The organism is Hyphobacterium vulgare (assembly GCF_042643335.1).
Classification (GTDB): domain Bacteria; phylum Pseudomonadota; class Alphaproteobacteria; order Caulobacterales; family Maricaulaceae; genus Hyphobacterium; species Hyphobacterium vulgare.
On record NZ_JBHRSV010000001.1, the window covers coordinates 205,168 to 227,889 of the forward strand.

Sequence of the window (22,722 nt, forward strand, 5' to 3'; positions counted from 1 at the left end):
AAAGGCGTGGCGGGCCGCCGCAGGAATGTCAGTTGAGGGAAATTCTACCGCCCGACACGGCGGATATCCGGCACATCGAAGCTCATCGTGTCGACCACGCCGGCGCCGAATTCCTCCGACAGCGCCTCGCGCCAGACTTCTTCGGCGCGCGCGGCATCGATGTTGAGACCGTCGGCGGTCGCGATCGAATTGCGATGGCTCGCCCGGATCAGCCGGTCGAGCGCGAAATGCGCGTGCTCGCGGATGTCCCAATGGTCGAACCCGCTGGACACCACGAACCGCACTGTAACGAAACCATAGCCCGTCAGGTGATTGTCCCGGCTGAGCGGGACGACCAGCATCGGCAGCGAGACCATGCGCGGATTGTCGTCGGCGATGCCTTCGCCCGGACTGCCGGACGGTGCGCCATGCCCGTCATCAGCCGCCGGCGCTCCGTGCCCGTCACCGGCCGGTGCGCCATGACCGCCGGAATTGCCGGAGCCGGTCGAGATCGTGCCATCCTCGCCGATGGTAAAGCCAGCCTGGATGCGGTTTCCCGCGCTCGAGCCCGAACCGGACCCGCCGCCGCCTCCACCGCCCCCGGCGAACGCCGGAGCGGTCAGGCAGACAGCCGAAGCAAACGCCAGTGCCAGTGCTGAAACGCGCATGAACCACCTCCATCCACGCGCAGCATAGGCATGAAGGGGTCAAAAATGGGTGAAGCCACCCGATTCGATTGAAAGCGTCTGACCGGTCATGCCGAGCGCGGTGACGCCCTCACCCTCCGTGACCTCGCCGATCTGGGTGAGGCGCACACCCGATTGCAGCGCCGCCATATAGGCCGCGTCGAACGCTCCGGGCGGGAGCGTGAAGAGGAGTTCGTAGTCGTCGCCGGCACTGGCCAGCGCGACCAGCGCAGCGTCGAGATCGGCCTCGCCTTCCAGCCACTCCGCCACCGCATCCGAACGCGGCAGGTCTCCCAGATTGAGCGTCAGTCCGACACCGCTCGCCGCCGCGACATGCCCGGCATCGGCCAGCAGCCCGTCCGAGACATCGATACAGGCCGTCGCCGTACGGCGCAGCGCCAGCCCCATCTCGAGCCGCGGCGCAGGAACGCGGTAGCGCGTGGCAACGAAATCGCGAGACCCGTCAGACAGGTCGATCTCGCCTCGCAGGAGTTTCAGGCCGAGTCCCGCATCGCCAATCGTGCCGGTCACACAGACCAGATCGCCCGGACGCGCGCCGGAACGCTTGAGCGCTGCACCCTTCGGCGTCGTGCCGATCGCCGTGATCGTCATCGTCCACGGGCCCGGTGTGACCGTCGTGTCGCCTCCGATCAGCGGGAGTTCGGCGCCGCTCAGATCCTCGGCCAGCCCCTTCACCCAGTCCTCGCGAAGCGCCTCGCCGCCCTCGCGCGGCCACGCCACGGACGCCATGACCGCCACCGGCATCGCCCCCATCGCCGCGAGATCGGACAGATTCACCCGCAGCGCCTTGCGCGCCACGAGATCGGCCGGGTCGAAGTCGAGGAAATGCACGCCGGCCACCAGCATGTCCTGGGTCAGGACGAGCTCCTCGTCCGGCCCGCACGACAGCAGCGCGGCGTCGTCCTTGAGATCCAGCGCACCCGGGAAGCCGCGGCTCAGCGCCGCCAGCCTGTCCCGGATGAAACCGAATTCGTTCAAGTCATTTCGCCTTCAGCTCGTCGGCGCGGACCTTGCGTGCGCAGGTATCGAGCGCGGCATTCACGAAGCCCGGTTCCGGGCCTTCGAAGAAGGCATGCGCGACATCGACATACTGGTCGATCACGACGCGCGCCGGCACGTCCGGCCGCTTCATCAGCTCATAGGCGCCGGCGCGCAGTATGGCCCGGACGGTGGCGTCGAGGCGCTTCAGCGTCCAGCCCGAGGCCAGCGCGTCCCTGACGGCGCCATCGACTTCGGCCTGAACCGCGACGACACCGGAAAGAATGTCGGCAAACAGGTCTTCGTCGGCCTCGACGATCGGGCGTTCGGCGCCCTCCTCACGGAAACGGACTTCGAGAAACTCATCGGCGACGGCCTTCGCGCCGCGACCGGACAGATCCATCTGGTAGAGCGCCTGAACCGCGGCAAGACGCGACGCTGCCCGGAGGCGCGCACGTTCCTCGCTGTCGTTTTCCTTGCGGTCAGTCATTGGCCGCCTCGAACCGGTCCCTGAGCGCGATCAGGGACAGCACCGCATGTGCCGCCGCCGCGCCCTTGTTGCGCTTCACGGCGCGCTCCATCGCCTGCTGATGACTGTTCACAGTCAGAATGCCGTTCCCGACCGGCACGCCCATCAGCGACAATTCCATCAGGCCGCGCGCGGATTCCCCGCAGACATAGTCGTAATGGCTGGTCTCGCCGCGGATCACGCAGCCGAGTGCAACATAGCCGTCATAGCCCGCGCCCGAGGACGCAGCGATCGTGATCGCGCCCGGCAGTTCCAGCGCACCCGGCACTTCGGCAGTGTCGACATCGCAGTCTTCCAGCGCTTCGGTCGCGCCCTTGGTGAGGGCGTCGGCCACATCGCGGTAGAAAACGGCGGTGATGATCAGGATACGGGGTTTCATGACGCCTCGCTGCGGATGTCCCGCACCTCCTTCACCGTCAGGCCGTACCCGTCAAGGCCGACAATCGTCTGCGGCGCAGTCGAGAGCAGGATCATCTCGCGCACACCCAGATCGAGCAGGATCTGCGCACCGATCCCGTATTCGCGCAGCCGGCGCTCCTCGCGCTGCGAGGTCGGCTCGACCGGGGCCGCACCGAGCCGCTCGATGATCGCATTGGGGTTGGTTTCCCGGATGCAGACCATCACCGCCGGGCCGTCATGCGCGGCGAGCACGCGAATACCCTCCTCGACGAGGCCTGACCGGTCACCCGCCGCGCCGATCACGTCGTCCGCGAAGCTGACCTTGTGCATCCGAACCAGCGTCGGCGCCTTGGCGGTCGGCTTGCCCTTGACCAGCGCGACATGCTCGGCGCCATCGATCGTGTTGCGGAAGACGACGAGGTCGAACGTCCCGCCCCACCGGCTCTCGAACGGCGTTTCCAGCCGCCGCTCGATGAAGCGGTCATGTTGGCGCCGATACGCGATCAGGTCCGCGATCGTGCCGATTTTCAGCCCATGCAACTGGGCGAAGGCCACGAGGTCCGGCATCCGGGCCATCGTGCCATCCTCATTCATGATCTCGCAGATCACACCGGCCGGACCGAGACCGGCGAGACGGGACACGTCGACGGCAGCCTCGGTATGCCCCGCGCGCACCAGCACGCCGCCATCGCGCGCCACAAGAGGAAAGACATGTCCCGGTGAGACAATGTCGTCCGCGCCCTTCGACGGGTCGGTCGCGACCGAAATCGTCCGGGCGCGGTCATGAGCGGAAATACCGGTGGAAATGCCGTCGCGTGCCTCGATCGAGACGGTAAAGGCGGTCTGATGACGCGAGCGATTGTCCGAACTCATCAGCTTCAGGCCGAGCGTGTTCGCACGTTCGCTCGTGAGCGACAGGCAGATCAGGCCGCGCCCGTGCTTGGCCATGAAATTTACCGCATCCGGCGTCGCAAACTGCGCCGGAATGACGAGATCGCCTTCATTCTCGCGGTCGTCCGCGTCGACCAGGATGAACATCCTGCCATTGCGGGCATCCTCGATGATGTCCTCGATCGGCGAGAGCGGCGTGTCGGAGGTCTGGCTCACTTCGCGGCCTTTTCGAATTGCGCAAGGCGCGCGGCATAGCGCGCCAACAGGTCGACTTCCAGATTGACCGCATCCCCGGCCTTCAGCGCGCCGAGCGTGGTCACAGTCGCGGTATGTGGGATGATCATGACGGAGAACGTCTCGGCACTGGCCGTGTTTACGGTCAGTGACACCCCGTCGACCGCGATCGAGCCCTTCTCGGCGATGAAACGCGCGAGCGCCTCCGGCATCGCGATCCCGATTCTTGTCCACTCGCCGTCGCGCTCGACAACGCGAACCATGCCGATTCCGTCGACATGGCCCGTCACGAGGTGACCGCCGAGTTCGTCGCCCATCTTCAGCGAGCGTTCGAGATTGACCCTCGATCCTTGGCACCACTGGCCGAGCGTCGTGCGCGCCAGGGTTTCCGGCGAGACTTCGACAGTGTGGATCGCGCCCTCACCGTCCGCTTTCACCGAGGTGACCGTCAGGCAGGCCCCGGCGTGGCTGATCGACGCGCCGAGTTCGATGCCACCCGCAGCATAAGGGCTGCGAACCGCGAAGCGATGCACGTCGCCCGCTTCGACCGAAACGATCTCGCCGACCGCGCTGACCAGTCCCGTAAACATTCAGTCGTCCGCCCGCTCGTAGGATTCCCAGAGGTCGCCGCCACAGTCGCGCACGTCCGTGCGGGTGAAGATGGGCGCATCGTCCAATCGCTCAAGGCCGAGACTGTCGATCGCGCTGCGCGCCTCGCCGCCGAGCAGTATCGGCGCGCGAAACCATTCGATCCGGTCGACCAGGCCGGACCGCATCGCCGCCCCCGCCAACTTGCCGCCCGCCTCGATCATAACCGTCTCGACCCCGTCGCCCGCGAGGTGTTCAAGCACGGTCTTCAGGCGGATCGACGGGCCGTCATACCGGTTGACCGCGACCACCTCCGCCTTCGCCGCAATCCGGTCGCGCAGATGCACGGGCACACTGCCGCCGCAGAACACCGTCACCGGCCCGCCCTCGACATCGTTCAGAAGCTTCGCCTCCGGAGAAATCTTGAGATGCGTGTCGAGCACGACCCGCCGCGGCTGGTCCGGCATCTCACCCGCGATCCGGGCCGACAACAGCGGATCGTCTGCCAGAACCGTCCCGATCCCGGTGATCACCACATCATGACTGGCCCGAAGCCGATGCACTTCGGCCCGCGATTCCGCCCCGGTAATCCACTTCGACGCCCCGTTGGACAGGGCGATCCGGCCGTCGAGCGAGGTCGCGAGTTTGAGTGTGACGCGCGGACGCGTCATTCGGCATCCTTCGGCTTCGCGGCCTTGCCCTTCGGGCTCAGCTTCTCGCCGCTGATGAACTGGCTGAAATCACCGACTTCGCGGAAGTCGCGATAGACTGACGCGTAACGGACATAGGCGACCGGATCGAGATTCTTCAACGCGTCCATGACCAGCTCGCCGATCTTGTCGGACGGGATTTCCGGCTCGCCGAGACTTTCCAGCCGCCGGACGATACCCGAAACCATCTGCTCGATCCGTTCCGGGTCGATATTGCGTTTCTGCGCCGCCAGCTGGACCGAGCGTTCCAGCTTGTTCCGGTCGAAGGGCGCACGCCGCCCGCCCTTCTTCAGCACGGTCAGCTCACGCAACTGCACCCGTTCGAACGTCGTGAAGCGGGCCGCACAGGACGGGCATTGCCGCCGACGGCGGATCGCCGCCCCGTCTTCGGCCGGACGGCTGTCCTTCACCTGGGTGTCGTCATGCGAACAGAAGGGGCAGCGCAAATTGCGTCTCCTCAGGTCAGTTCGGGATAGATCGGGAATCGCCCGGTCAGTTCGGTGACCGCATCGCGCACGCGTTTTTCCACCGCCGCATCACCGGACCGGTTGGCCGCCAGCGCGTCGAGCACTTCACCCATCCACACGCCGATCTGGCGGAATTCGTCCGTGCCGAAGCCACGCGTCGTTCCGGCGGGCGAGCCGACGCGCAGCCCCGACGTGACGGTCGGCTTTTCCGGGTCGAACGGTACGCCATTCTTGTTGCAGGTCATGCCTGCGCGTTCGAGCGCCTTTTCGCCGATATCGCCGGTCAGCGACTTCGGGCGCAGATCGATGAGCGCAAGGTGGCTGTCCGTGCCGCCGGACACGACGGCATAACCCGCAGCCTGAACCGCATCGGCCATCACCCTGCAATTCTCGACAACGGCCCTGGCGTAGTCCTTGAACTCGGGCTTCAGCGCTTCGCCGAACGCCACCGCCTTGCCGGCGATGACATGCATCAGCGGCCCGCCCTGCAGACCCGGGAAGATTGCGGAATTGAATTTTTTCCCAAGCTCCACGTCACGCGACAGGATCATGCCGCCGCGCGGACCGCGCAGCGTCTTGTGCGTGGTCGTGGTCACGACGTCGGCATGCGGCAAGGGGTTCGGGTAGACGCCGCCGGCCACGAGACCAGCAAAATGCGCCATGTCGACCATGAGATAGGCCCCGACCTCGTCCGCGATCGAACGGAAGGCCTCGAAATCGATCACCCGCGGATAGGCCGAGCCGCCCGCGATGATCATTTTCGGCTGAACCTCCTTGGCCTGTTCGCGTAGCTTGTCATAGTCGATCAGCGCGTTGTCCTCGCGCACACCGTAAGCATGGGCTTCAAACCATTTGCCGGACATGTTCGGCTTCGCGCCGTGGGTCAGGTGACCGCCGGCATCGAGTCCCATGCCGAGAATCCTGTCGCCCGGGCGCAGCAGTGCCAGGAAGACGCCCTGATTGGCCTGGCTGCCGGAGCTGGGCTGAACATTGACATAGGCTGCGCCGAACAATTGCCTGGCCCGCTCGATCGCCAGTTCTTCGGCGATGTCGACGAATTCACAGCCGCCGTAATAGCGTTTGCCCGGATAGCCTTCGGCATACTTGTTGGTCAGCGGCGAGCCCTGGGCCTCAAGGACGGCGCGCGACACGATGTTCTCGGACGCGATCAGTTCGATCTGGTCCTGCTGACGCCGGACTTCCTGCCGGATCGCCTGCGCGAGGTCCGGATCCCGATCCGCCAGGGATTGTGTGAAAAACTGCTGCGTCTGCGCGATCGAACCCGACATCATGTGACTCCCTTCACCGTCCACCCTAGATACGGACGCGGCGGCGCGCTGGCAACGCGCGGTCACCGCAAACGCGAACATCGATCGGCCTGCACGCGCTAAGTGCAGATCATCAAATTTTACCGAAATACTGACTTGAAAGCTGCTTTGTGGAGGACTACCACACGGTCAGGCTTTTCTTGCCGAGTTTGAAACCGTTACAAAGAGCAGGCACACCAATGACCGAAGAAACCTCCCCAGTTATCGACAACGAAGAACTTCTGCGCATGACGACCGACATCGTGGCGTCCTTTGTTGCGAACAATTCGATCCCGTCTGAATCGCTTCCGGAACTGATTCGCAATGTTCATGCGACCATGAATGATATTTCCGGTTCTGGAGCCAAGCCGGAAGTGAAGCAAAAGCCGGCCGTCCCGGTTTCGAAGTCCGTCACGGACGACTTCATCATCTGTCTCGAAGACGGCAAGAAGCTGAAAATGCTGAAGCGCTATCTGCGCTCGCAATACGACATGTCGCCGGAAGACTACCGCCGCAAGTGGGGCCTGCCCGCCGACTATCCGATGGTCGCGCCGAACTATTCCAAGCGCCGTTCCCAGTTCGCCAAGCAGATCGGCCTCGGCCGTGGCGGCAAGGCGGCCAAGAAGAAGTAATCGGTCGGTTCAGACCTTGATACCGCGGCCGGGCCCTGTGCCCGGCCGTTTCTTTTCGGCTTTCGGCTGGCCGGACAGGCCGAGCTTGCGGTCGAGCTTGGCCACCGCGACGCGCTTCATTTCCGCCTCGCTCGCGGATTTCGGCGCCTGGATGACAACTTCCTCGCCGGTTTCGACGTCGATCGCCGCCACGCGCACGGCGTGGCCCATATCGATGAATTCGATCAGATATTCGCGCCCGTTTCCGCCGGACGCGCCGCTCATGCGACCCTGACGTTGGAATATCGCTGATAGACAGCGCGCAGGGCATCGACGAGTTCGTCCATCATCGCGTCAGTGTGCAGCGGCGACGGCGTGAAGCGCAGACGCTCGGTGCCGCGCGGCACGGTCGGATAGTTGATCGGCTGGACATAGATGCCGTGCTCTTCGAGCAGAGCATCGCTCAGCCGCTTGCACAGCACCGGATCGCCAACCTTCACCGGCACGATATGCGTCGGCGTGTCCATCACCGGCAGGCCGGCATCGGCCAGCTTCGCCTTCAGCGTGGCCGCGCGTTCCTGATGCTTTTCGCGCAAGGCGTGGTCGGACTTCAGGTATTCGACACTGGCCCGCGCCCCGGCCGCCAGCGCAGGGGCCAGCGAGGTCGTGAAGATGAAGCCGGGCGCCCAGGACCGGATGGCGTCGACGATCACCGCATCGGCGGCGATATAGCCGCCCATCACGCCATAGGCCTTGCCGAGCGTGCCCTCGATGATGGTCAGCCGGTCGGCCAGCCCTTCCCGCTCCGAAATGCCGCCGCCGCGCAGCCCGTAAAGGCCGACAGCGTGCACTTCGTCGAGATAGGTCATCGCGCCATACTTGTCGGCGAGATCACACACCGCTTTGATCGGACCGATATCGCCGTCCATCGAGTAGACGGACTCGAACGCGATCAGTTTCGGCGCATCCTTCGGCGCGGCCTTCAGCAATTCCTCGAGATGAGCGACATCATTGTGTCGCCAGACATGCTTTTCGCACTTCGCGCCCCGCACGCCCTCGATCATCGAAGCGTGGTTCAGCGCATCGGAATAGATGATCAGGTTCGGCAATATCTTGCCGAGCGTGGCGATCGTCGCCTCGTTGGAAATATAGCCGGACGTGAACAGCAGCGCGGCTTCCTTGCCGTGCAGGTCGGCCAGCGAACGCTCCAGCTCGACATGGTAATTCGTAGTGCCGGAGATGTTGCGCGTACCGCCCGCGCCGGCGCCGACCTCGTCGATCGCCTTCTTCATCGACTCCGTCACGCAGGCGCTCTGCCCCATGCCGAGATAGTCGTTGGAACACCACACCGTCACATCGCGCGTGTCGCCGTCCGGCGTCCGCCAGCGTGCCCGCGGGAATTCACCCTTGCGGCGCAGCAGGTTGGCGAAGACACGGTACCGGCCTTCGGCGCGAACACGCGCCACGGCGCTGGTAAAGGCGGCTGTGTAGTCCATCATCGTCCTGCCCGTTGAACGGCAAAGCCGTCACGATTCCATCACCGTCTTTTAAACACGGCATTGGCCGCGTGGCGAGACGGACAGATGGCCGCAGGTTGCGGAAACTACAGCCGGAAGCGGATGTGATCGGTCCAGAAGCGTTCCAGGCGGCCGAGTGCCAGGTTCGTCGCCTCGACCTTGTTCTCTTCCAGACCACCCGACGGACCGAGCGCCGCCGACTGGCGCGCAAACAGACCGACCAGCAGGCTGCGCACCGCATCCCCCTTGTCGGTCAGGGCAATCTGCACCGTTCGCCGGTCGTCTTCCGACCGGTTCTGGTCGATATAGCCGAGATCAACGAGCTTCTTGAGATTGTACGACACGTTCGAGCCGAGATAATGACCGCGCGTGCGCAGCTCGCCGGCGGTCAGCACCGCGTCACCGATATTGAAGAGCAACAGCGCCTGCACGCTCGTCAGGTCGCCCATGCCTTCCCGGTCGAGCTCGTCCTTGACGACATCGAGCAGGTGACGGTGCAGACGCTCCACGCGCTGCAGCATTTCCAGATAGTCCGGGCGCACTATCGCGCCACTGGACAGGACTTCGGCGATTGCCATATCCCGCACTCCAATCCACCCAAGATTTCTTCTTGTTTGCGGACAGAATGCCAGACAGGGGTAAAGAAACCGCTTAAGCGTGTGCTCAGCCCCGCCAGCTGCCGTCGATCATCTTGAAAATGCCCGAGAAATCCTTCTCGCGGCCACCCAGGCCGTCGAACATGGCGTAAAGTGCCTCGGCCTGCGCGCCGAGCGGCGTCGACGCCCCGGCGGTCGCTGCGGCATCCATCGCCAGCTTCAGATCCTTCAGCATCATCGCGGTCGCGAAGCCCGGCGTGTAGTCGCGGTTCGCCGCAGACGTCGGCAGCGGACCCGGCACCGGACAATAGCTGGTCAGCGACCAGTTCTGACCCGACGCCTTCGATGCGATGTCGAAGAATTTCTGCCGGTCGAGCCCCAGCTTGTCGGCCAGCGCGAAGGCCTCGCACGTACCGATCATGTGGATCGCCAGCAGCATGTTGTTGCAGATCTTGGCCGCCTGCCCCGTGCCGGCATCACCGGCATGGATCACGGCCTTGCCCATCTTCGACAGATAGGCCTCGGCCTTTCCGAACGCCGCTTCCGGCCCGCCGACCATGAAGGTCAGCGTACCGCCCTCGGCCGCCGCGACGCCGCCCGACACCGGCGCATCAACGAAATCAAAGCCCTTGGCCGCCGCGGCCTCGCCGACCGAGCGCGCCGTGGCGACGTCGATCGTCGAGCAATCCATCATCAGCGTGCCGGGCTTGGCGTTCGGGAAGATCTCGTTTTCGTAGACGGCGCGGACATGCTTGCCCGCAGGCAGCATCGTCACGACCGCCGCCGCCCCCGCCACGGCATTCGCCGCACTGTCGACGCCCCTGGCGCCCGCCGCCTCGGCGCGCTTCACCGCTTCGGGCGACAGGTCGAAGGCGTGGACGGTATGCCCGGCCTTGGCGAGGTTCGCCGCCATGCCCGAACCCATATTCCCGAGGCCGATGAATGCGATATGGCTCATGGCGTGGTCTCCTTGTGAGAAGTGAAGTGAGCCTTTGACGGCTCCGAAAGCAGGTAAAGCAGATACAGGTTCGCGATGGGCACGAAGTTGTACAGCAAGCAGTAGGGCGATCGACCGGCATCGCGCAGCCGACGCGCGCTCGCAGCTATGATGGCTATTGCCCACCACATACCGATTGCAAGCGATGTCGAGTTCAGAAACGCCGCTAAAAGCGCGCGCTCAGATATCGGCCCGAACAACTGCTCCAGTGGAGCATAAAGGATCACCAATCCGACCATCAGGAGGTGTAGCATCACCACGAACAGCCAATAATTGCGGCGCTTCATCCTGCCGGAAAACTCGAACGACAGGGCCATGCCTTCCGTGAAAATCGCCCAGTAGCTACCCATCCAGAAACGTCAGTTCCTGCTCCGCCGGCAGGGGTTCGAAATAGCGCTCAATGCGCAGCTCGCCGACACCGCCGAGCGTCGCCGGACGCCACGCGGGTGCATTGTCCTTGTCGATGATGACGGCGCGCACGCCCTCATAGAAGTCATGGCCGCCGAGACAGCGCACAGAGATGCGCAACTCCTGGCGCATCACGTCCTCGAACTCCATGTCCGCGCCCTTGCGAAGTGCCATGGCGGTCAGCACCATCGCGGTGGGGGACTTCTTGGCGAGGATCGCCGCCTGCTCGGTCGACCACGGGTCGCGGGCATCTTCCATGCGCGAGACCATCTCCGCCACGTCGTCGCCCGCGAAGGCCCGGTCGATCAGGCCGCGCGTATGCGCCAGCTGGGAATGGCCCGGATCGCCGGCATGGGCGTCGAGAATGTCTTCCAGTGCCTCGCCATCGGCGTCCAACTCGGCGCTTTCCAGCGCCCCGACGAGATCGTCATGCTTGCCGGACGGTACGTAGTGCGTCGCGATCCCGGCCGCGAGCGAATCCGCGGCCTTCAGACGCGCACCCGTCAGCCCCATCCACATGCCGAGCTCGCCCTCGAGCCGCGGCAGGAAATAGGTGCCGCCGACATCGGGGAAGAAGCCGATCCCCGTCTCCGGCATGGCCAGCATGGTGCGGTCGCCCGCCACGCGGTGCGAACCATGGACCGAAATGCCGACACCGCCGCCCATCGTGATGCCGTCGATCAGCGCGACATAGGGTTTCGGGTAGCGCTTGATCAGCGTGTTGAGCTGGTATTCGTCGTGCCAGAAGCGCCAGGCCTCGTCCGTGCCCGCCTTGCCGCTGTCGTGCAGCATGCGGATATCCCCGCCGGCGCAGAACCCCTTCTCGCCCTCGCCATCGACGGCAACCGCCTTCACGCTGTCGTCGTGCTTCCAGGCGAGCAAAGCGCGCGTCATGGCATGGACCATGGCCGTATTCAGCGCGTTCAGCGCCTTGGGGCGGTTGAGCGTGATCCGCCCGACCTGGCCAATCTTCCGGGCGAAGATTTCGTCTGTCATGTCAGCTCCGGTCTCTGAGGTCATGGCATGGGATGCCGTTCGCCAGCGCCACGGTCAACAGGTGACCGTCTCGGGATACCAGCTCCGCCTCGGCTTCCAACGCCAGCGCCAGATAGGCAGCATCAAAGAGGCTCAGCCTGACGCCATGCGCGAACCGCGTGAGTTCGCTGATACGTTCCTCGGAAATAGCTGGCTCCAGGACCACACCCAAAGCGTCCAGTGAAGCCAGCCCTGCATCGAGTTCGAACGCGCCACGTGACGCGAACAACCTCAACAGATTGCACATTTCCCACGCAAAAATATTTGGGGCTATCAACCGCATTCCAGAGGACGACATGAATGCGTCCGCATTTGCGGAGGCCTGCGACCTGATCAGCCAGGCAGCGGCCACAGACGCATCGACAACGACCGGCCTCACGACCGGATAGTCTCCTTCAGCTCTTCCCAACTTTGCTGATCAAGATCCGCAACCGCCATTTGGCTATTCCGGAACGCTTTCAGCTTGGCGAGCAATTCATCCGAACTCAATGGCCGGCCAGCCCCTGTTGCTCTTGAGAGCCGCACCACCGGCTTGCCGTGTCGGGTAATTACGATGTCCTCGCCCGAAGCCTCGATCTCCTCGATCAGCTTCGACAGGTGCGTCTTGGCTTCCAGCACGCCGACTTCACGCATTTCCGGCCTCCCATTTCTGACCATAAATATAGTCAGATTTCTACTGGAACGGAACCCCTACTTCATCACGTCCTTGGCGATGATCACGCGCATGATCTCGTTCGTGCCTTCAAGGATCTGGTGAACCCGGAGATCCCGCAAAATGCGCTCGATCGGATAATCCTTCAGATAGCCATAGCCGCCATGCAGCTGCAGCGCCTGGTTCGTCACATCGAAACACGCATCAGTCGCGAAGCGTTTCGCCATCGCGCAATATTTCGGCGCCGACGGGTCTTTCGCATCGATCGACGCCGCCGCGCGGTAGAGCATCAGGCGCGCTGCCTCGATGTCCGTCGCCATGTCGGCCAGCTTGAACTGCGTCACCTGGAAGCCGGCGATCGGCTTGCCGAACTGGGTGCGCGATTTCACGTACTCGTTCGCCACGTCGAACGCCTGGGCCGCGCCGCCGAGCGAGCACGCGCCGATATTCACCCGGCCGCCATTGAGGCCCTTCATCGCGATCTTGAAACCGATGCCTTCCTCGCCCAGCCGGTTGGCAGCGGGGATGCGGCAGTCCTCGAAACTGACCACCGCCGTCGGCTGGGAATTCCAACCCATCTTTTTCTCGTTCGCGCCGAAGGAGAGGCCCTTGGTGCCGTTTTCGACCACGAAGGTGGAAATGCCGGACGGCCCTTCACCGCCCGTGCGCGCCATCACCACATAGATGTCGCTGCGCCCGCCACCGGAGATGAAGGCTTTCGAGCCGTTGAGGACGTAATCCTCGCCGTCGCGCACCGCCTTGGTGCGCAGCGATGCGGCGTCGGACCCGGCTCCCGGCTCGGTCAGGCAATAGCTCGCGAAATGCTCCATCGACATGAGGCTGGGCAGGAATCTCGCCCGCTGTTCGTCATCGCCCCAGGTGTCGATCATCCAGGCGCACATGTTGTGGATGGAGATATAGGCCGCCGTGGAGGTGCAGCCGCGCGCCAGCTGTTCGAAGATCAGCGCTGCGTCGAGCCGCGTCATGCCGGAGCCGCCATGCTCCTCGCCGACATAGATGCCGGCAAAGCCCATCGCCGCGGCTTCCTGCAGCACATCGACCGGGAAATGCTTCTTTTCGTCCCATTCCGCCGCGTTCGGCGCCATCCGATCTTCGGCGAAGTTTCGGGCGGCGTCCTGTATCAGGCTCTGGTCTTCCGTGAGGGCGAAGTTCAAAGCACGTCTCCGTTGGTCTAGGAAGGGCGGCGAAGGCCTAGCGCGGCACACCCGCGCGGGCAAGCTTGCGAGAGGGAGTTGATACATGGGCGCATTCCCGGCAACCCGCATGCGGCGGCTACGTCAGTCGGACTGGACGCGGCGTCTGGTCCGCGAGCGTCATGTCACGCCCGACGATCTGGTCTGGTCGGTGGTCGTCACCGATTCCGGCAAGGACCGCGACCCGGTCGGCGCCATGCCGGGCGTCGAACGCTTTTCGGTCAAGGAACTCGTGAAGGAAGCGAAGATCGCCCGCGATCTCGGCATCCCCGCCATCGCCATGTTTCCCCATATCGACCCGGCGAAGAAGGACGAGCACGGAACCGAGGCGCTGAATCCCGACGGCCTCGTCCCGACCGCGATCAAGGCGATCAAGGACGCCGTGCCGGACATCGGCATCATCTGCGATGTCGCGCTCGATCCCTTCACCAGCCACGGCCATGACGGCGTTCTGAAGGACGGTGTCATCCTTAATGACGAAACGGTCGAACGCCTCGTCGAACAGGCGCTGGTACAGGCCCGCGCCGGCTGCGACGTCATCGCCCCGTCCGACATGATGGACGGGCGGATCGGCGCGGTGCGCGATGCACTGGAAGGCGACGGCCACACCGACACACTCATACTGTCCTACGCAGCAAAATACGCCTCGGGCTTTTACGGTCCCTACCGGGAGGCGATCGGCTCAGCCGGCGTGCTGACCGGGGACAAGAAGACCTACCAGATGGACCCGGGCAATATTTCCGAGGCGCTGCGCGAGGTCGAACTCGATCTCGATGAAGGCGCCGACATGGTGATGGTGAAACCCGGCCTGCCCTATCTCGACATCGTCAAATCCGTCTCCGACACTTTCGCGGTGCCGGTCCTCGCCTTCCAGGTGTCGGGCGAATACGCAATGATCGAGGCGGCGGCGGCCAATGGCTGGATCGACGGCGAACGGGTGATGCTCGAAACCCTGCTCGCCTTCCGCCGCGCCGGGGCCAGCGGGATCGTCACCTATTTCGCGCCGAGGGCTGCGAGGCTTCTCAGTAACTAGGACATGGGTTCCCCGCGAATGCGGGGACCCGAAACCGGGCGCCAACTTCAGGTCCCCATTTTCATGGGGACCCCGAACTCTTCGATCGGGATCGATGAAATGACAGGCAAACCCTCCCCCGAAACGCTGGCCGTGCAGGCGATGCACCGGATCGACGCCGGGACCGGCGCGGTCATCCCGCCCATCCACCCCGCCTCGACCTATGCGCGCGGCGCGGACAATGCCCTCATCGGTGCGGTTGATTACCGCCGCCCCGAAGGGCCGACCGAGCAGCATGTCGCGGAGGTGCTCGCCGCGCTCGAAGGTGCGAGCGACGCCCGCCTCTTCTCCTCCGGCATGGCGGCCGGCGCCGCAGTGGTGGAGAGCATCCCGGCGGGCGGCCATGTCGTGGCGCAGACGCGGATGTATTACGGCGCCAAGGCGCTGATGGAGCGCGCGGCCGCGAAGGGCCGCATCGCCCTCACCCTCGTCGAACCGGGCGACACGGCGGAGCTGAAGGAAGCCGTCGCCGCCCGCCACACCGATCTCGTCTGGATCGAAACGCCCGCCAACCCGGCCTGGGACGTGGTGGATATTGCCGCTTCGGCGGAGATCGCGCACGCCGCCGGAGCCACGCTCGCTGTTGACGGTACCTGCGCCCCGCCCTGCACCACGCGCGCGCTCGATCTCGGCGCCGATATCGTGATGCATTCCGCGACCAAGTATCTCAATGGTCATTCCGACGTGCTCGCTGGCGTTCTGGCGACCCGCGACACGGGAGACCGCTGGGCGGAAATCTGCGAGGTCCACAACAAGACCGGCGCCATCCCGGGCGCGTTCGAATCCTGGCTGTTGATGCGCGGCCTGCGCACGCTCTTCGTCCGCTTCGAGCGCCAGAGCGCCAATGCCATGGCTGTGGCCGAGGCGATGACGGGCCATCCGGCTGTGAGCGCCGTCCTCTATCCCGGCCTGACCACCCATCCCGGCCACGCCATCGCGGCCCGGCAGATGACCGGCGGCTTCGGCGGTATGCTCTCGCTGCGGCTGAAAGGCGGGTTCGACGGCGCGCGGAAACTGGCCGCCGGCACGAAACTCTTCATCCAGGCGACCTCGCTCGGCGGCGTGGAAAGCCTCATCGAGCATCGCGCCCCGGTCGAAGGCCCGCAGACCACGACGCCGGGCGATCTCGTCCGCCTGTCCTGCGGCATCGAACCGGCCGATGAAATGATCGCGGATCTGAAGGGCGTGCTGGACCGGTTGTGAGAGATGGGGGTTCCCGCGAAGGCAGGGATCAAATTGAAGCCCTTCTCCCCTCGGGGGAGAAGGTGCCCGAAGGGCGGATGAGGGGTTTTCCAAGACTCACCCCTCACCCCGGCCCTCTCCCCCGAGGGGAGAGGGAGAATGTAGCGCTAAACCTTCCCAATCGGCGGCAGCGACCATTTGAACTGAATCGCGCAGCCGCGCAGCACGAAGGCGATGAGCGCTCCGCCAACCGCCGCGAAGCTGGGGCCAATGCCGAGCGCCAGCGCCGCAACATAAGCCGCCGCTCCGGCCAGCGCCGCGAGCGCATAGACGTCTTCGCGCAGCACCAGCGGCACATCGTTGACGATGATGTCGCGGATCAGACCGCCAAAGGCCGCGCTCATCACGCCGGTCAGGAGCGCGATCGTCCAGTGCGCCCCGGCAGCAAGGCCCGCCTGTGCGCCGATCACGCAAAAGGCCGCCATGCCGACCGCATCGGCCCAGACCAGCACGATCCGGCGATTGGCGACCGCCTGCGCCCATCCCGACGAATAATAGCCGGCCAGAGCGCCGCCGAGCGCGATCCAGAGATAGATCGGCGCTTCGACCCAGTAGACCGGCAAAGTCCCGAGCAGAACGTCGCGCAGCGTCCCGCCGCCCATGCCGGTCACCGCGCCCAGAATGGCCGCGCCGAACGGATCGAGTTCCTTTCGCGCCGCCAGCATTCCACCCGAGAACGCAAACAGCGCAATTCCGCCAAAGTCCAAGAAAAGAAAGAGGGTTTCGACGCTCATTATATTTGCTGCACCGCAATATGGTTGGTTAGAGATTCGTGACAGTCGAAAGGAAAAGACTTGTTCATTTCAATAGACTCGTCCTAGCCCTTTGAATGTCTGGAGGGACCTCTGAGGTCAGAACACTTCAGCAAGGGAGGGAAATCAATGTCACTCGACAAGATCATCTGGGCTGTGAGCCTGCTCGCCGCCATCGTCTTCGCCTTCTTCACTTTCGACTATGCCGGCTTGATCCTGGTCGCGCTCGGCCTGGCCAGCGGCTTCTTCGTCAAGGGAGATCACCGCAAGGCTCTCATCCTTGCCGCGATCTTCCTGATCGCCGGCGGTGCCGGTGCGCTGGGCCCGATCCCGGCGGTCGGCGAATACCTGACCAGCATCTTCACCAATTACGGCGCCGTGCTCGGTGCCGCGTCGATCATGGTCATCGTGATGGCCACGGTCGAACGCCTTATCCCTGGTGGCAGTAGCGCCTCATAACCCCTGACTGCCACACCGCCGGACGGTCCCGCCATCCCACCGCGGGGCCGTCTGTCGTTTCAGGGCAGCACATTCACGGGCGCGATGCGCCATGCGATCAGGGTCAGCACCAGGATGCAGACGACCCAGACGGCATAGTTCACGAAGACGGACCGCTTCGCCGAGCGGCGTTCAAGCCAAGTCCGCGGGCGCACACCCTTCACCCGGAAGACGAAGAGCGCGGCCAGGATCACGCTGGTCACATTGATCGCCAGCAGCAGCGCGGCACGAAGCGCCATCGACCATTCCCCGTCGCCAAGGAAGAGGCCCACCGCCGCCGACGGCGGCAACAACGCCACCGCGACCATCACGCCGACGAGCGCCGCGGAAATCCCGGTCGAGATCGACAGCGCCGCCGCCGCCCCGGCCGCCAGCGCAAGCGCCACCGAGTCCACGCCGACGAAGGTCCGCGAGATCAATTCACCGCTGCCGAGATTGGCGCTGGTCGCCGCACCGAGCGCCATGGCCACAAAGAGGCCTGTCATCAGGCCGGCCAGGGCGGTCCGGGCCGAACGCAGCATCAGATCGAGATCGCCGAGCGCGGAGCCAAAGGAAAAGGCGAGGATCGGCCCCAGCAACGGCGCGATCACCATCGCCCCGATCACGGCCGCGACATTGTCGGCGTTGAGCCCGAGCGCCGCCACGACGGCTGACAGGACGGTCAGAAGCAGGAAGTCGCGGTTGAGATGGGCCCCGCGGGAGATGTCTTCGAACAACTCCTCGCGCAACGCCAGAGTCTTGGTCTGCTTCTTCTTTTCCTCGTCTTCTTCGGTGTCCCTGGGTTTGGGCAGCGCCGCCTCGACCGGCACGACGACCAGACGCCAGCCCTCTTCATTGGCCAGAATGCCCTGGATTGCATCGATTGCGTCCTGCCCGTCTCCCGTCCGGAAGACGAGGCGCAACAGCCGGCGGCCGCGCTCATCGGCGGGTTCAAGCCGGTAATCCATCGGCTCGGCCTTCATGCAGGCACTCAGGAGCGATTTGGTGTCGACGCCGTCCGGGAAGGTGACCTCAATCAGGCGCATGTCATCTCCCCCTCGCCCGCGTCAGTCGCGGTTCGTCTTCTCCAGACGGGCAATCAGGCTCGACGTGTCCCAACGGTTGCCGCCCATCGCCTGGACGTCAGCGTAGAACTGGTCGACCAGCGCCGCCACCGGAAGCCGGGCACCATTGCGCCGGGCTTCTTCGAGCGTGATACGCAGATCCTTGCGCATCCAGTCGATGGCGAAGCCGAATTCGAACTCGCCCTTGTCCATGGTCTGCCAGCGGTTTTCCATCTGCCAGGACTGCGCCGCACCCTTCGAAATCGCGCCCATCACCTTCGACACGTCGAGGCCGGACTGGTGAGCGAAGTGAATGCCTTCCGCGAGACCCTGGACCACGCCAGCGATGCACAGCTGGTTGACCATCTTGCACAGCTGGCCCGCCCCCGCCTCGCCGATCAGGGTCGAGGCCTTGGCATAGGCCGCCATCACCGGCTCGGCCCTGGCGAAATCGGCCGCGTCGCCGCCGCACATGATCGTCAACTGGCCCTTCTCGGCTCCCGCCTGCCCGCCCGAGACCGGCGCATCGACGAAGCCGATGCCCTTTTCCCTGGCCGCGGCATGAAGCTCGCGCGCCAGCTCGGCCGACGCCGTCGTGTGATCGACCAGCACGCTGCCGGACTTCATCGCGTCCAGCGCCGGAAAGGCGATCTCGCGCACATCGGGATCATCGCCCAGGCACATGAAGACGAAGTCGCAGCCTGCAACCGCGTCGGCGACCTCGGCCTTGGCGAGGCCGGAATGCTTCGCAGCCCAGTCCCTGGCCTTCTTCCCGGTCCGGTTCCAAACCGTCACGCCGTGGCCGTTGGCGACGAGATGGCCCGCCATCGGAAAGCCCATCACGCCGAGACCCAGAAACGCGCATGTCGCCATGATGAAACTCCTCAGCCGATGCGGCCGTATCCGCTCTTGAAAAAGGTCAGCGATGCCGCCGCCGGCCCTTGGTGCAGCGCCGTCACCTCTCCGACCAGAATGTCGTGATCGCCGCCCGGATGGACCGCATGCTGGCAGCATTCCAGCGTCCCGGCGGCCCCCGAGATGCGCGGCGCGCCATTGCCCGCGATCTCCCATTGTCCGTCGATCAGCATCGAATTCTGGGCGTAGTACTGCGCCAGATCGGCCTGGTCCGCATTCAGGATGTTGATCGTGAAAGCCTTGGCGGACCGGAAGGCTTCATAGCGGTCAGACGCCTTGCCGATCGACCACAGAACCAGCGGCGGATCGAGCGAAACCGAGGCAAAGGAATTGACCGTGATGCCGATGGGACCGGCATCGGTCATGGTGCAAACCACCGTCACACCGGTCGGGTAGCGGCTCAGAAGCGCGCGCTGGGCGGTCGTATCGATCACTCACTGCTCCGAATCGGTGGTTCGAAACCGGACCTTAACGCTGTCCGGGTTACAAGCCCTGTCTCAGGGTGGAAGAGGTGGTTCGGTATGGCCGGCGATCAACCGATCATCATCAAGAAAGTCAAGAAGGGCGGTGGCCATGGTCACCACGGCGGCGCGTGGAAAGTCGCTTACGCCGACTTCGTGACCGCCATGATGGCCTTCTTCCTGCTGATGTGGCTGATCAACACCACGACGCCGGAACAGCGCCGCGGCATTGCCGACTATTTCGCGCCGGCCAGCGTCAGCCCCTCGACTTCGGGCAATGGCGGCGTACTGGGCGGCACCGCACTGGGCGAAGACGGCGCGCAGGGCCGGGGCTCGTCCTCGGTGATCGAACGCCTCGCGCCCGATGCCCGCCGCGACAACAACACCCAGGAAAACGAATCCCCGGATGCGTCCGACGGGCCGCAGGCCTCGACCGACGCCATGGCCAGCGCCATGGCGCGCCGCGAGCAGGCCGAATTCGACGCCGCCGAACAATCGCTGCGCCAGGCCATGCAGGACATGCCGGAAATCGCGGAATTGTCGCGTCAGCTGCTGATCGACCAGACGCCGGAAGGCCTTCGCATCCAGCTGGTTGACCAGGAAGGCCGCGCCATGTTCCGCCCCGGCTCGGCCGAGCCGAATGAACGCGCAGTCGTGCTTCTGCGCGCCGTCGCGGAGATCGCCCAGCAATTGCCCAACCGCCTGTCGATCTCGGGACATACGGACTCCGGTCCGTCGCCGGCCCCCGACTACACGAACTGGGATCTGTCGGCCGACCGGGCGAATGCTGCGCGCCGTATCCTGCAATCCTCCGGCCTTGCGGACGACCGTATTGCCGAAGTCCAGGGCCGCGCCGGAACCGAGCCGCTCTACCCTGACGATCCCTATCTGCCGGGCAATCGCCGTCTGTCGATCGTGCTTCTGCGCGAAGCGCCGGTTCTGCCGTCCGGGGGCTTGTGAGAGCGACGCCAATTCGGGCTTCGCGGCCGGAGATATCACTGCTAGCGTTCCCCCGATGAGGGACCTCGACCACGAATCCGGTAACTTCGCCGCATGATCGACGCTACGTCTCCGGGCGAGTGGCAAATGTGGGCGGTACTGGCGGGCGCGGTACTCGCCATCGTCTTCTATTGCTGGGAACGCTTTTCCATCGAGATGGTCTCGGCGGCGATCGTCGCGATTGTCCTCGTCTTCTTTCAGGTCTTCCCGCTCACTGAAGGCAATCCCGGTCCGGGCGAACTGCTGTCAGGCTTCGCCAATCCGGCCCTGATTACCATCATGGCGCTCCTGGTCGTTGGACAGGGCATTTTCCAGACCGGCGCCATGGAAGGGCCCACTCAGCGACTCCTGGCCAGTTACGACAAGCGGCCCTTGCTGACGCTGCTGGCGATCTTCGCATTCGTGCTCGTCGTCTCGGCCTTCATCAACAACACGCCGGTCGTGGTGATGTTCATTCCGATCCTGGTCGCGATCGCCGCCCGCATGGGACGCAGCCCGGCCAAGATCATGATCCCGCTCAGCTATGTCTGCATCCTCGGAGGCATGCTGACCCTGATCGGTTCCTCCACCAACCTCCTCGTCTCGGATTCGATGCGCAGCCTGACCGGCTCGGGTCTCGACTTTTTCGAACCGACCATGCCGGGCCTGTTCCTGGTCCTCGGCGGTATCGTCTACATCGCCTTCGTGCTGCCGCACCTCCTGCCGGAACGCGCCACGATGGAAACCGAGATCGCGGGCGGCGACGGCAAGCAGTTCATCGCCCAGATCGAAGTTACTCGCGATCATCCTCTGGTCGGTGTCACGCCGGTGGCCGGCATGTTCTCGGATCTGCCGAACATGACCGTGCGCATGGTCCAGCGCGGCGAACACGCCTATTTGCCGCCCTTCGACGACATCGTCCTGCAGTCCGGCGATCTCGTCATCGTCGCAGCAACGCGAAAGACCCTGTCGGACCTTCTGTCGACGCGGGCAGAATTCCTTCGCGGCATGCTTCAGACGGCCGGACCGGGCGAGGATCCAAGCCCGGGCGAGCGGCTGGCGCTGTCCGAAGCGGTCGTCCCGCCGGGCTCGCGCCTGGTCGGACGGCTCGTCGAACAGGTCGGGTTCCGTCACCAGACCAATACGATCGTGCTGGGCGTGCAGCGGCGTTCGCGCATGATCCGCAAGCGGATGGGCGAAATCCGGCTCGAGCCCGGCGATGTCCTCCTGCTCTTCGGCACCGCCGAAGCGTTGCGCAAGCTGCGCCACGACCGCGATCTTCTGCTCATGGCCTGGGCCACAACCGACCTGCCCGACCCGCGCCGCGCCACCGCCTCCTTGCTGATCTTCGGCGGCGTGGTCGTGCTGGCCGCGACCAACCTCCTGCCGATTGTTCATGCGTCCGTGCTCGGCGCGGTCGCGGTAATCGCTGCGGGCTGCCTCAATGTGCGTCAGGCCGCCCGCGCCGTCGACAACCGCGTCTATCTCCTGGTCGGGTCGGCCTTCGCATTGGGCACGGCGCTCCAGTCGACCGGAGCCGCGGACTATCTCGCGATGCTTGTGGTCAATGCGTTCGCGCCCTTCGGTCCGGTCGCACTGCTGTCCGCCCTGTTCATTCTGGTCGCGCTTCTCACCAACATCCTGTCGAACAATGCGACCGCGATCCTGTTTACCCCGATCGCGATCGGTGCGGCGAACCAGCTCGGTGCGGATCCGACGCTGTTTGCGCTTACCGTCCTGTTCGCCGCCAACACCTCCTTCGCCACACCGATCGGCTATCAGACCAATCTGCTGGTGATGTCGCCGGGACATTACAAATTCACCGATTTCATCAAGGCAGGCGCCCCGCTGGTGATCATCATGTGGATCATTTTCACGCTTTATGCGGCCTTCCATTTCGGCTTCGGCTCTGGCGCGTTAGCCTCCACCTGACACAGGGCGG

At 64.6% G+C, this 22,722-nt stretch carries 28 protein-coding genes; 6 read left to right on the forward strand and 22 right to left on the reverse strand.

The window, feature by feature from the left end; translation table 11 throughout:
* Positions 1 to 44: 44 nt before the first annotated feature.
* The 9 genes from ACFOOR_RS01055 to glyA are packed head-to-tail and all read right to left on the reverse strand — an operon-like array spanning position 45 to position 6,771.
* A complete protein-coding gene (locus ACFOOR_RS01055) occupies positions 45 to 647 on the reverse strand; it encodes a hypothetical protein (RefSeq protein ID WP_343163603.1) in 603 nt (200 codons plus the stop codon).
* A gap of 39 nt (positions 648 to 686) precedes the next feature.
* Positions 687 to 1,664 (reverse strand): thiamine-phosphate kinase, encoded by a 978-nt coding sequence (gene thiL, locus ACFOOR_RS01060; RefSeq protein WP_343163602.1) that lies wholly within the window; start codon positions 1,662 to 1,664, stop codon positions 687 to 689.
* 1 nt (position 1,665) lies between these two features.
* The gene (gene nusB / locus ACFOOR_RS01065; RefSeq protein ID WP_343163601.1) at positions 1,666 to 2,154 is read right to left on the reverse strand and encodes a transcription antitermination factor NusB; all 489 of its coding nucleotides are present in this window, start codon (positions 2,152 to 2,154) and stop codon (positions 1,666 to 1,668) included.
* Complete coding sequence (gene ribH / locus ACFOOR_RS01070; protein WP_343163600.1) at positions 2,147 to 2,572, reverse strand: 6,7-dimethyl-8-ribityllumazine synthase; 426 nt, start codon at positions 2,570 to 2,572, stop codon at positions 2,147 to 2,149. The genes nusB and ribH overlap by 8 nt, the downstream gene beginning before the upstream one ends.
* The gene (gene ribB, locus ACFOOR_RS01075) at positions 2,569 to 3,699 is read right to left on the reverse strand and encodes a 3,4-dihydroxy-2-butanone-4-phosphate synthase (RefSeq protein ID WP_343163599.1); all 1,131 of its coding nucleotides are present in this window, start codon (positions 3,697 to 3,699) and stop codon (positions 2,569 to 2,571) included. The genes ribH and ribB overlap by 4 nt, the downstream gene beginning before the upstream one ends.
* Positions 3,696 to 4,307 carry a riboflavin synthase gene (locus ACFOOR_RS01080; RefSeq protein WP_343163598.1) on the reverse strand — a complete coding sequence of 204 codons (612 nt, stop codon included), beginning with the start codon at positions 4,305 to 4,307 and terminating at the stop codon, positions 3,696 to 3,698. Before ACFOOR_RS01080 ends, ribB begins: the two co-directional genes overlap by 4 nt.
* Entirely contained in the window at positions 4,308 to 4,976 is a 669-nt protein-coding gene (locus tag ACFOOR_RS01085; RefSeq protein WP_343163597.1) for a RibD family protein, read from the reverse strand.
* Complete coding sequence (gene nrdR, locus ACFOOR_RS01090; RefSeq protein WP_343163596.1) at positions 4,973 to 5,461, reverse strand: transcriptional regulator NrdR; 489 nt, start codon at positions 5,459 to 5,461, stop codon at positions 4,973 to 4,975. The genes ACFOOR_RS01085 and nrdR overlap by 4 nt, the downstream gene beginning before the upstream one ends.
* 11 nt (positions 5,462 to 5,472) lie before the next feature.
* Positions 5,473 to 6,771, reverse strand: coding sequence for a serine hydroxymethyltransferase (gene glyA, locus ACFOOR_RS01095; RefSeq protein ID WP_343163595.1), 1,299 nt, complete (start codon positions 6,769 to 6,771; stop codon positions 5,473 to 5,475).
* Between the two features lie 218 nt (positions 6,772 to 6,989).
* On the opposite strand from glyA, the gene ACFOOR_RS01100 reads away from it, so the two are divergent.
* Complete coding sequence (locus tag ACFOOR_RS01100) at positions 6,990 to 7,421, forward strand: MucR family transcriptional regulator (RefSeq protein ID WP_343163594.1); 432 nt, start codon at positions 6,990 to 6,992, stop codon at positions 7,419 to 7,421.
* 9 nt (positions 7,422 to 7,430) lie between these two features.
* Here ACFOOR_RS01100 and ACFOOR_RS01105 read toward each other — a convergent pair whose 3' ends face one another.
* From ACFOOR_RS01105 to ACFOOR_RS01145, 9 genes are all read right to left on the reverse strand, one after another.
* Positions 7,431 to 7,685, reverse strand: coding sequence for a DUF6898 family protein (locus tag ACFOOR_RS01105; protein ID WP_343163593.1), 255 nt, complete (start codon positions 7,683 to 7,685; stop codon positions 7,431 to 7,433).
* Positions 7,682 to 8,896, reverse strand: a complete 1,215-nt coding sequence (gene hemA / locus ACFOOR_RS01110; RefSeq protein ID WP_343163806.1) for a 5-aminolevulinate synthase — start codon at positions 8,894 to 8,896, stop codon at positions 7,682 to 7,684. The genes ACFOOR_RS01105 and hemA overlap by 4 nt, the downstream gene beginning before the upstream one ends.
* A 107-nt stretch (positions 8,897 to 9,003) precedes the next feature.
* Positions 9,004 to 9,495, reverse strand: a complete 492-nt coding sequence (locus ACFOOR_RS01115; protein WP_343163592.1) for a MarR family winged helix-turn-helix transcriptional regulator — start codon at positions 9,493 to 9,495, stop codon at positions 9,004 to 9,006.
* 85 nt (positions 9,496 to 9,580) lie between these two features.
* On the reverse strand, positions 9,581 to 10,471 hold the full coding sequence (mmsB, locus tag ACFOOR_RS01120; protein ID WP_343163591.1) for a 3-hydroxyisobutyrate dehydrogenase: 891 nt from the start codon (positions 10,469 to 10,471) through the stop codon (positions 9,581 to 9,583).
* Complete coding sequence (locus ACFOOR_RS01125) at positions 10,468 to 10,860, reverse strand: DUF805 domain-containing protein (protein ID WP_343163590.1); 393 nt, start codon at positions 10,858 to 10,860, stop codon at positions 10,468 to 10,470. Before ACFOOR_RS01125 ends, mmsB begins: the two co-directional genes overlap by 4 nt.
* Positions 10,853 to 11,914 (reverse strand): enoyl-CoA hydratase/isomerase family protein, encoded by a 1,062-nt coding sequence (locus ACFOOR_RS01130; RefSeq protein ID WP_343163589.1) that lies wholly within the window; start codon positions 11,912 to 11,914, stop codon positions 10,853 to 10,855. Before ACFOOR_RS01130 ends, ACFOOR_RS01125 begins: the two co-directional genes overlap by 8 nt.
* A 1-nt stretch (position 11,915) precedes the next feature.
* Entirely contained in the window at positions 11,916 to 12,332 is a 417-nt protein-coding gene (locus tag ACFOOR_RS01135) for a PIN domain-containing protein (protein ID WP_343163588.1), read from the reverse strand.
* Entirely contained in the window at positions 12,329 to 12,586 is a 258-nt protein-coding gene (locus ACFOOR_RS01140) for a type II toxin-antitoxin system Phd/YefM family antitoxin (RefSeq protein WP_343163587.1), read from the reverse strand. Before ACFOOR_RS01140 ends, ACFOOR_RS01135 begins: the two co-directional genes overlap by 4 nt.
* A 57-nt stretch (positions 12,587 to 12,643) precedes the next feature.
* A complete protein-coding gene (locus ACFOOR_RS01145; protein ID WP_343163586.1) occupies positions 12,644 to 13,780 on the reverse strand; it encodes an isobutyryl-CoA dehydrogenase in 1,137 nt (378 codons plus the stop codon).
* An 85-nt stretch (positions 13,781 to 13,865) separates the two neighbouring features.
* Between ACFOOR_RS01145 and hemB the strand changes: the two genes are divergently transcribed.
* Together hemB and ACFOOR_RS01155 are read left to right on the forward strand one after the other, a co-directional pair.
* On the forward strand, positions 13,866 to 14,852 hold the full coding sequence (gene hemB, locus ACFOOR_RS01150; RefSeq protein ID WP_343163585.1) for a porphobilinogen synthase: 987 nt from the start codon (positions 13,866 to 13,868) through the stop codon (positions 14,850 to 14,852).
* 99 nt (positions 14,853 to 14,951) lie between these two features.
* Complete coding sequence (locus ACFOOR_RS01155) at positions 14,952 to 16,094, forward strand: trans-sulfuration enzyme family protein (protein ID WP_343163584.1); 1,143 nt, start codon at positions 14,952 to 14,954, stop codon at positions 16,092 to 16,094.
* A gap of 146 nt (positions 16,095 to 16,240) precedes the next feature.
* On the opposite strand, the gene ACFOOR_RS01160 is transcribed toward ACFOOR_RS01155, so the two are convergent.
* The gene (locus tag ACFOOR_RS01160; RefSeq protein WP_343163583.1) at positions 16,241 to 16,867 is read right to left on the reverse strand and encodes a trimeric intracellular cation channel family protein; all 627 of its coding nucleotides are present in this window, start codon (positions 16,865 to 16,867) and stop codon (positions 16,241 to 16,243) included.
* A gap of 147 nt (positions 16,868 to 17,014) precedes the next feature.
* On the opposite strand from ACFOOR_RS01160, the gene ACFOOR_RS01165 reads away from it, so the two are divergent.
* The gene (locus ACFOOR_RS01165) at positions 17,015 to 17,344 is read left to right on the forward strand and encodes a hypothetical protein (RefSeq protein WP_343163582.1); all 330 of its coding nucleotides are present in this window, start codon (positions 17,015 to 17,017) and stop codon (positions 17,342 to 17,344) included.
* Between the two features lie 59 nt (positions 17,345 to 17,403).
* On the opposite strand, the gene ACFOOR_RS01170 is transcribed toward ACFOOR_RS01165, so the two are convergent.
* Genes ACFOOR_RS01170 through ACFOOR_RS01180 form a run of 3 tightly spaced genes read right to left on the reverse strand, consistent with a single transcriptional unit; the run spans position 17,404 to position 19,775 of the window.
* The gene (locus tag ACFOOR_RS01170; protein ID WP_343163581.1) at positions 17,404 to 18,408 is read right to left on the reverse strand and encodes a TIGR00341 family protein; all 1,005 of its coding nucleotides are present in this window, start codon (positions 18,406 to 18,408) and stop codon (positions 17,404 to 17,406) included.
* 21 nt (positions 18,409 to 18,429) lie between these two features.
* Positions 18,430 to 19,299: an NAD(P)-dependent oxidoreductase gene (locus ACFOOR_RS01175; RefSeq protein ID WP_343163580.1), complete on the reverse strand. Its 870-nt coding sequence runs from the start codon at positions 19,297 to 19,299 to the stop codon at positions 18,430 to 18,432.
* An 11-nt stretch (positions 19,300 to 19,310) separates the two neighbouring features.
* Positions 19,311 to 19,775, reverse strand: a complete 465-nt coding sequence (locus ACFOOR_RS01180) for a flavin reductase family protein (protein ID WP_343163579.1) — start codon at positions 19,773 to 19,775, stop codon at positions 19,311 to 19,313.
* 87 nt (positions 19,776 to 19,862) lie between these two features.
* Between ACFOOR_RS01180 and ACFOOR_RS01185 the strand changes: the two genes are divergently transcribed.
* Together ACFOOR_RS01185 and ACFOOR_RS01190 are read left to right on the forward strand one after the other, a co-directional pair.
* Positions 19,863 to 20,762 carry a flagellar motor protein MotB gene (locus tag ACFOOR_RS01185; RefSeq protein ID WP_343163578.1) on the forward strand — a complete coding sequence of 300 codons (900 nt, stop codon included), beginning with the start codon at positions 19,863 to 19,865 and terminating at the stop codon, positions 20,760 to 20,762.
* 93 nt (positions 20,763 to 20,855) lie between these two features.
* On the forward strand, positions 20,856 to 22,712 hold the full coding sequence (locus tag ACFOOR_RS01190; RefSeq protein ID WP_343163577.1) for an SLC13 family permease: 1,857 nt from the start codon (positions 20,856 to 20,858) through the stop codon (positions 22,710 to 22,712).
* Positions 22,713 to 22,722: the final 10 nt, after the last annotated feature.

What these genes read in the sequence shown, in the direction of transcription:
- ACFOOR_RS01055 (WP_343163603.1), bottom strand. Translation starts at nt 647, where the DNA reads ATGCGCGTTTCAGCACTGGCACTGGCGTTTGCTTCGGCTGTCTGCCTG.
- nusB (WP_343163601.1), bottom strand. Translation starts at nt 2,154, where the DNA reads ATGACTGACCGCAAGGAAAACGACAGCGAGGAACGTGCGCGCCTCCGG.
- ribH (WP_343163600.1), bottom strand. Translation starts at nt 2,572, where the DNA reads ATGAAACCCCGTATCCTGATCATCACCGCCGTTTTCTACCGCGATGTG.
- ACFOOR_RS01080 (WP_343163598.1), bottom strand. Translation starts at nt 4,307, where the DNA reads ATGTTTACGGGACTGGTCAGCGCGGTCGGCGAGATCGTTTCGGTCGAA.
- ACFOOR_RS01085 (WP_343163597.1), bottom strand. Translation starts at nt 4,976, where the DNA reads ATGACGCGTCCGCGCGTCACACTCAAACTCGCGACCTCGCTCGACGGC.
- glyA (WP_343163595.1), bottom strand. Translation starts at nt 6,771, where the DNA reads ATGTCGGGTTCGATCGCGCAGACGCAGCAGTTTTTCACACAATCCCTG.
- ACFOOR_RS01100 (WP_343163594.1), top strand. Translation starts at nt 6,990, where the DNA reads ATGACCGAAGAAACCTCCCCAGTTATCGACAACGAAGAACTTCTGCGC.
- ACFOOR_RS01105 (WP_343163593.1), bottom strand. Translation starts at nt 7,685, where the DNA reads ATGAGCGGCGCGTCCGGCGGAAACGGGCGCGAATATCTGATCGAATTC.
- hemA (WP_343163806.1), bottom strand. Translation starts at nt 8,896, where the DNA reads ATGGACTACACAGCCGCCTTTACCAGCGCCGTGGCGCGTGTTCGCGCC.
- ACFOOR_RS01115 (WP_343163592.1), bottom strand. Translation starts at nt 9,495, where the DNA reads ATGGCAATCGCCGAAGTCCTGTCCAGTGGCGCGATAGTGCGCCCGGAC.
- mmsB (WP_343163591.1), bottom strand. Translation starts at nt 10,471, where the DNA reads ATGAGCCATATCGCATTCATCGGCCTCGGGAATATGGGTTCGGGCATG.
- ACFOOR_RS01125 (WP_343163590.1), bottom strand. Translation starts at nt 10,860, where the DNA reads ATGGGTAGCTACTGGGCGATTTTCACGGAAGGCATGGCCCTGTCGTTC.
- ACFOOR_RS01130 (WP_343163589.1), bottom strand. Translation starts at nt 11,914, where the DNA reads ATGACAGACGAAATCTTCGCCCGGAAGATTGGCCAGGTCGGGCGGATC.
- ACFOOR_RS01140 (WP_343163587.1), bottom strand. Translation starts at nt 12,586, where the DNA reads ATGCGTGAAGTCGGCGTGCTGGAAGCCAAGACGCACCTGTCGAAGCTG.
- hemB (WP_343163585.1), top strand. Translation starts at nt 13,866, where the DNA reads ATGGGCGCATTCCCGGCAACCCGCATGCGGCGGCTACGTCAGTCGGAC.
- ACFOOR_RS01155 (WP_343163584.1), top strand. Translation starts at nt 14,952, where the DNA reads ATGACAGGCAAACCCTCCCCCGAAACGCTGGCCGTGCAGGCGATGCAC.
- ACFOOR_RS01160 (WP_343163583.1), bottom strand. Translation starts at nt 16,867, where the DNA reads ATGAGCGTCGAAACCCTCTTTCTTTTCTTGGACTTTGGCGGAATTGCG.
- ACFOOR_RS01165 (WP_343163582.1), top strand. Translation starts at nt 17,015, where the DNA reads ATGTCACTCGACAAGATCATCTGGGCTGTGAGCCTGCTCGCCGCCATC.
- ACFOOR_RS01170 (WP_343163581.1), bottom strand. Translation starts at nt 18,408, where the DNA reads ATGCGCCTGATTGAGGTCACCTTCCCGGACGGCGTCGACACCAAATCG.
- ACFOOR_RS01175 (WP_343163580.1), bottom strand. Translation starts at nt 19,299, where the DNA reads ATGGCGACATGCGCGTTTCTGGGTCTCGGCGTGATGGGCTTTCCGATG.
- ACFOOR_RS01185 (WP_343163578.1), top strand. Translation starts at nt 19,863, where the DNA reads ATGGCCGGCGATCAACCGATCATCATCAAGAAAGTCAAGAAGGGCGGT.
- ACFOOR_RS01190 (WP_343163577.1), top strand. Translation starts at nt 20,856, where the DNA reads ATGATCGACGCTACGTCTCCGGGCGAGTGGCAAATGTGGGCGGTACTG.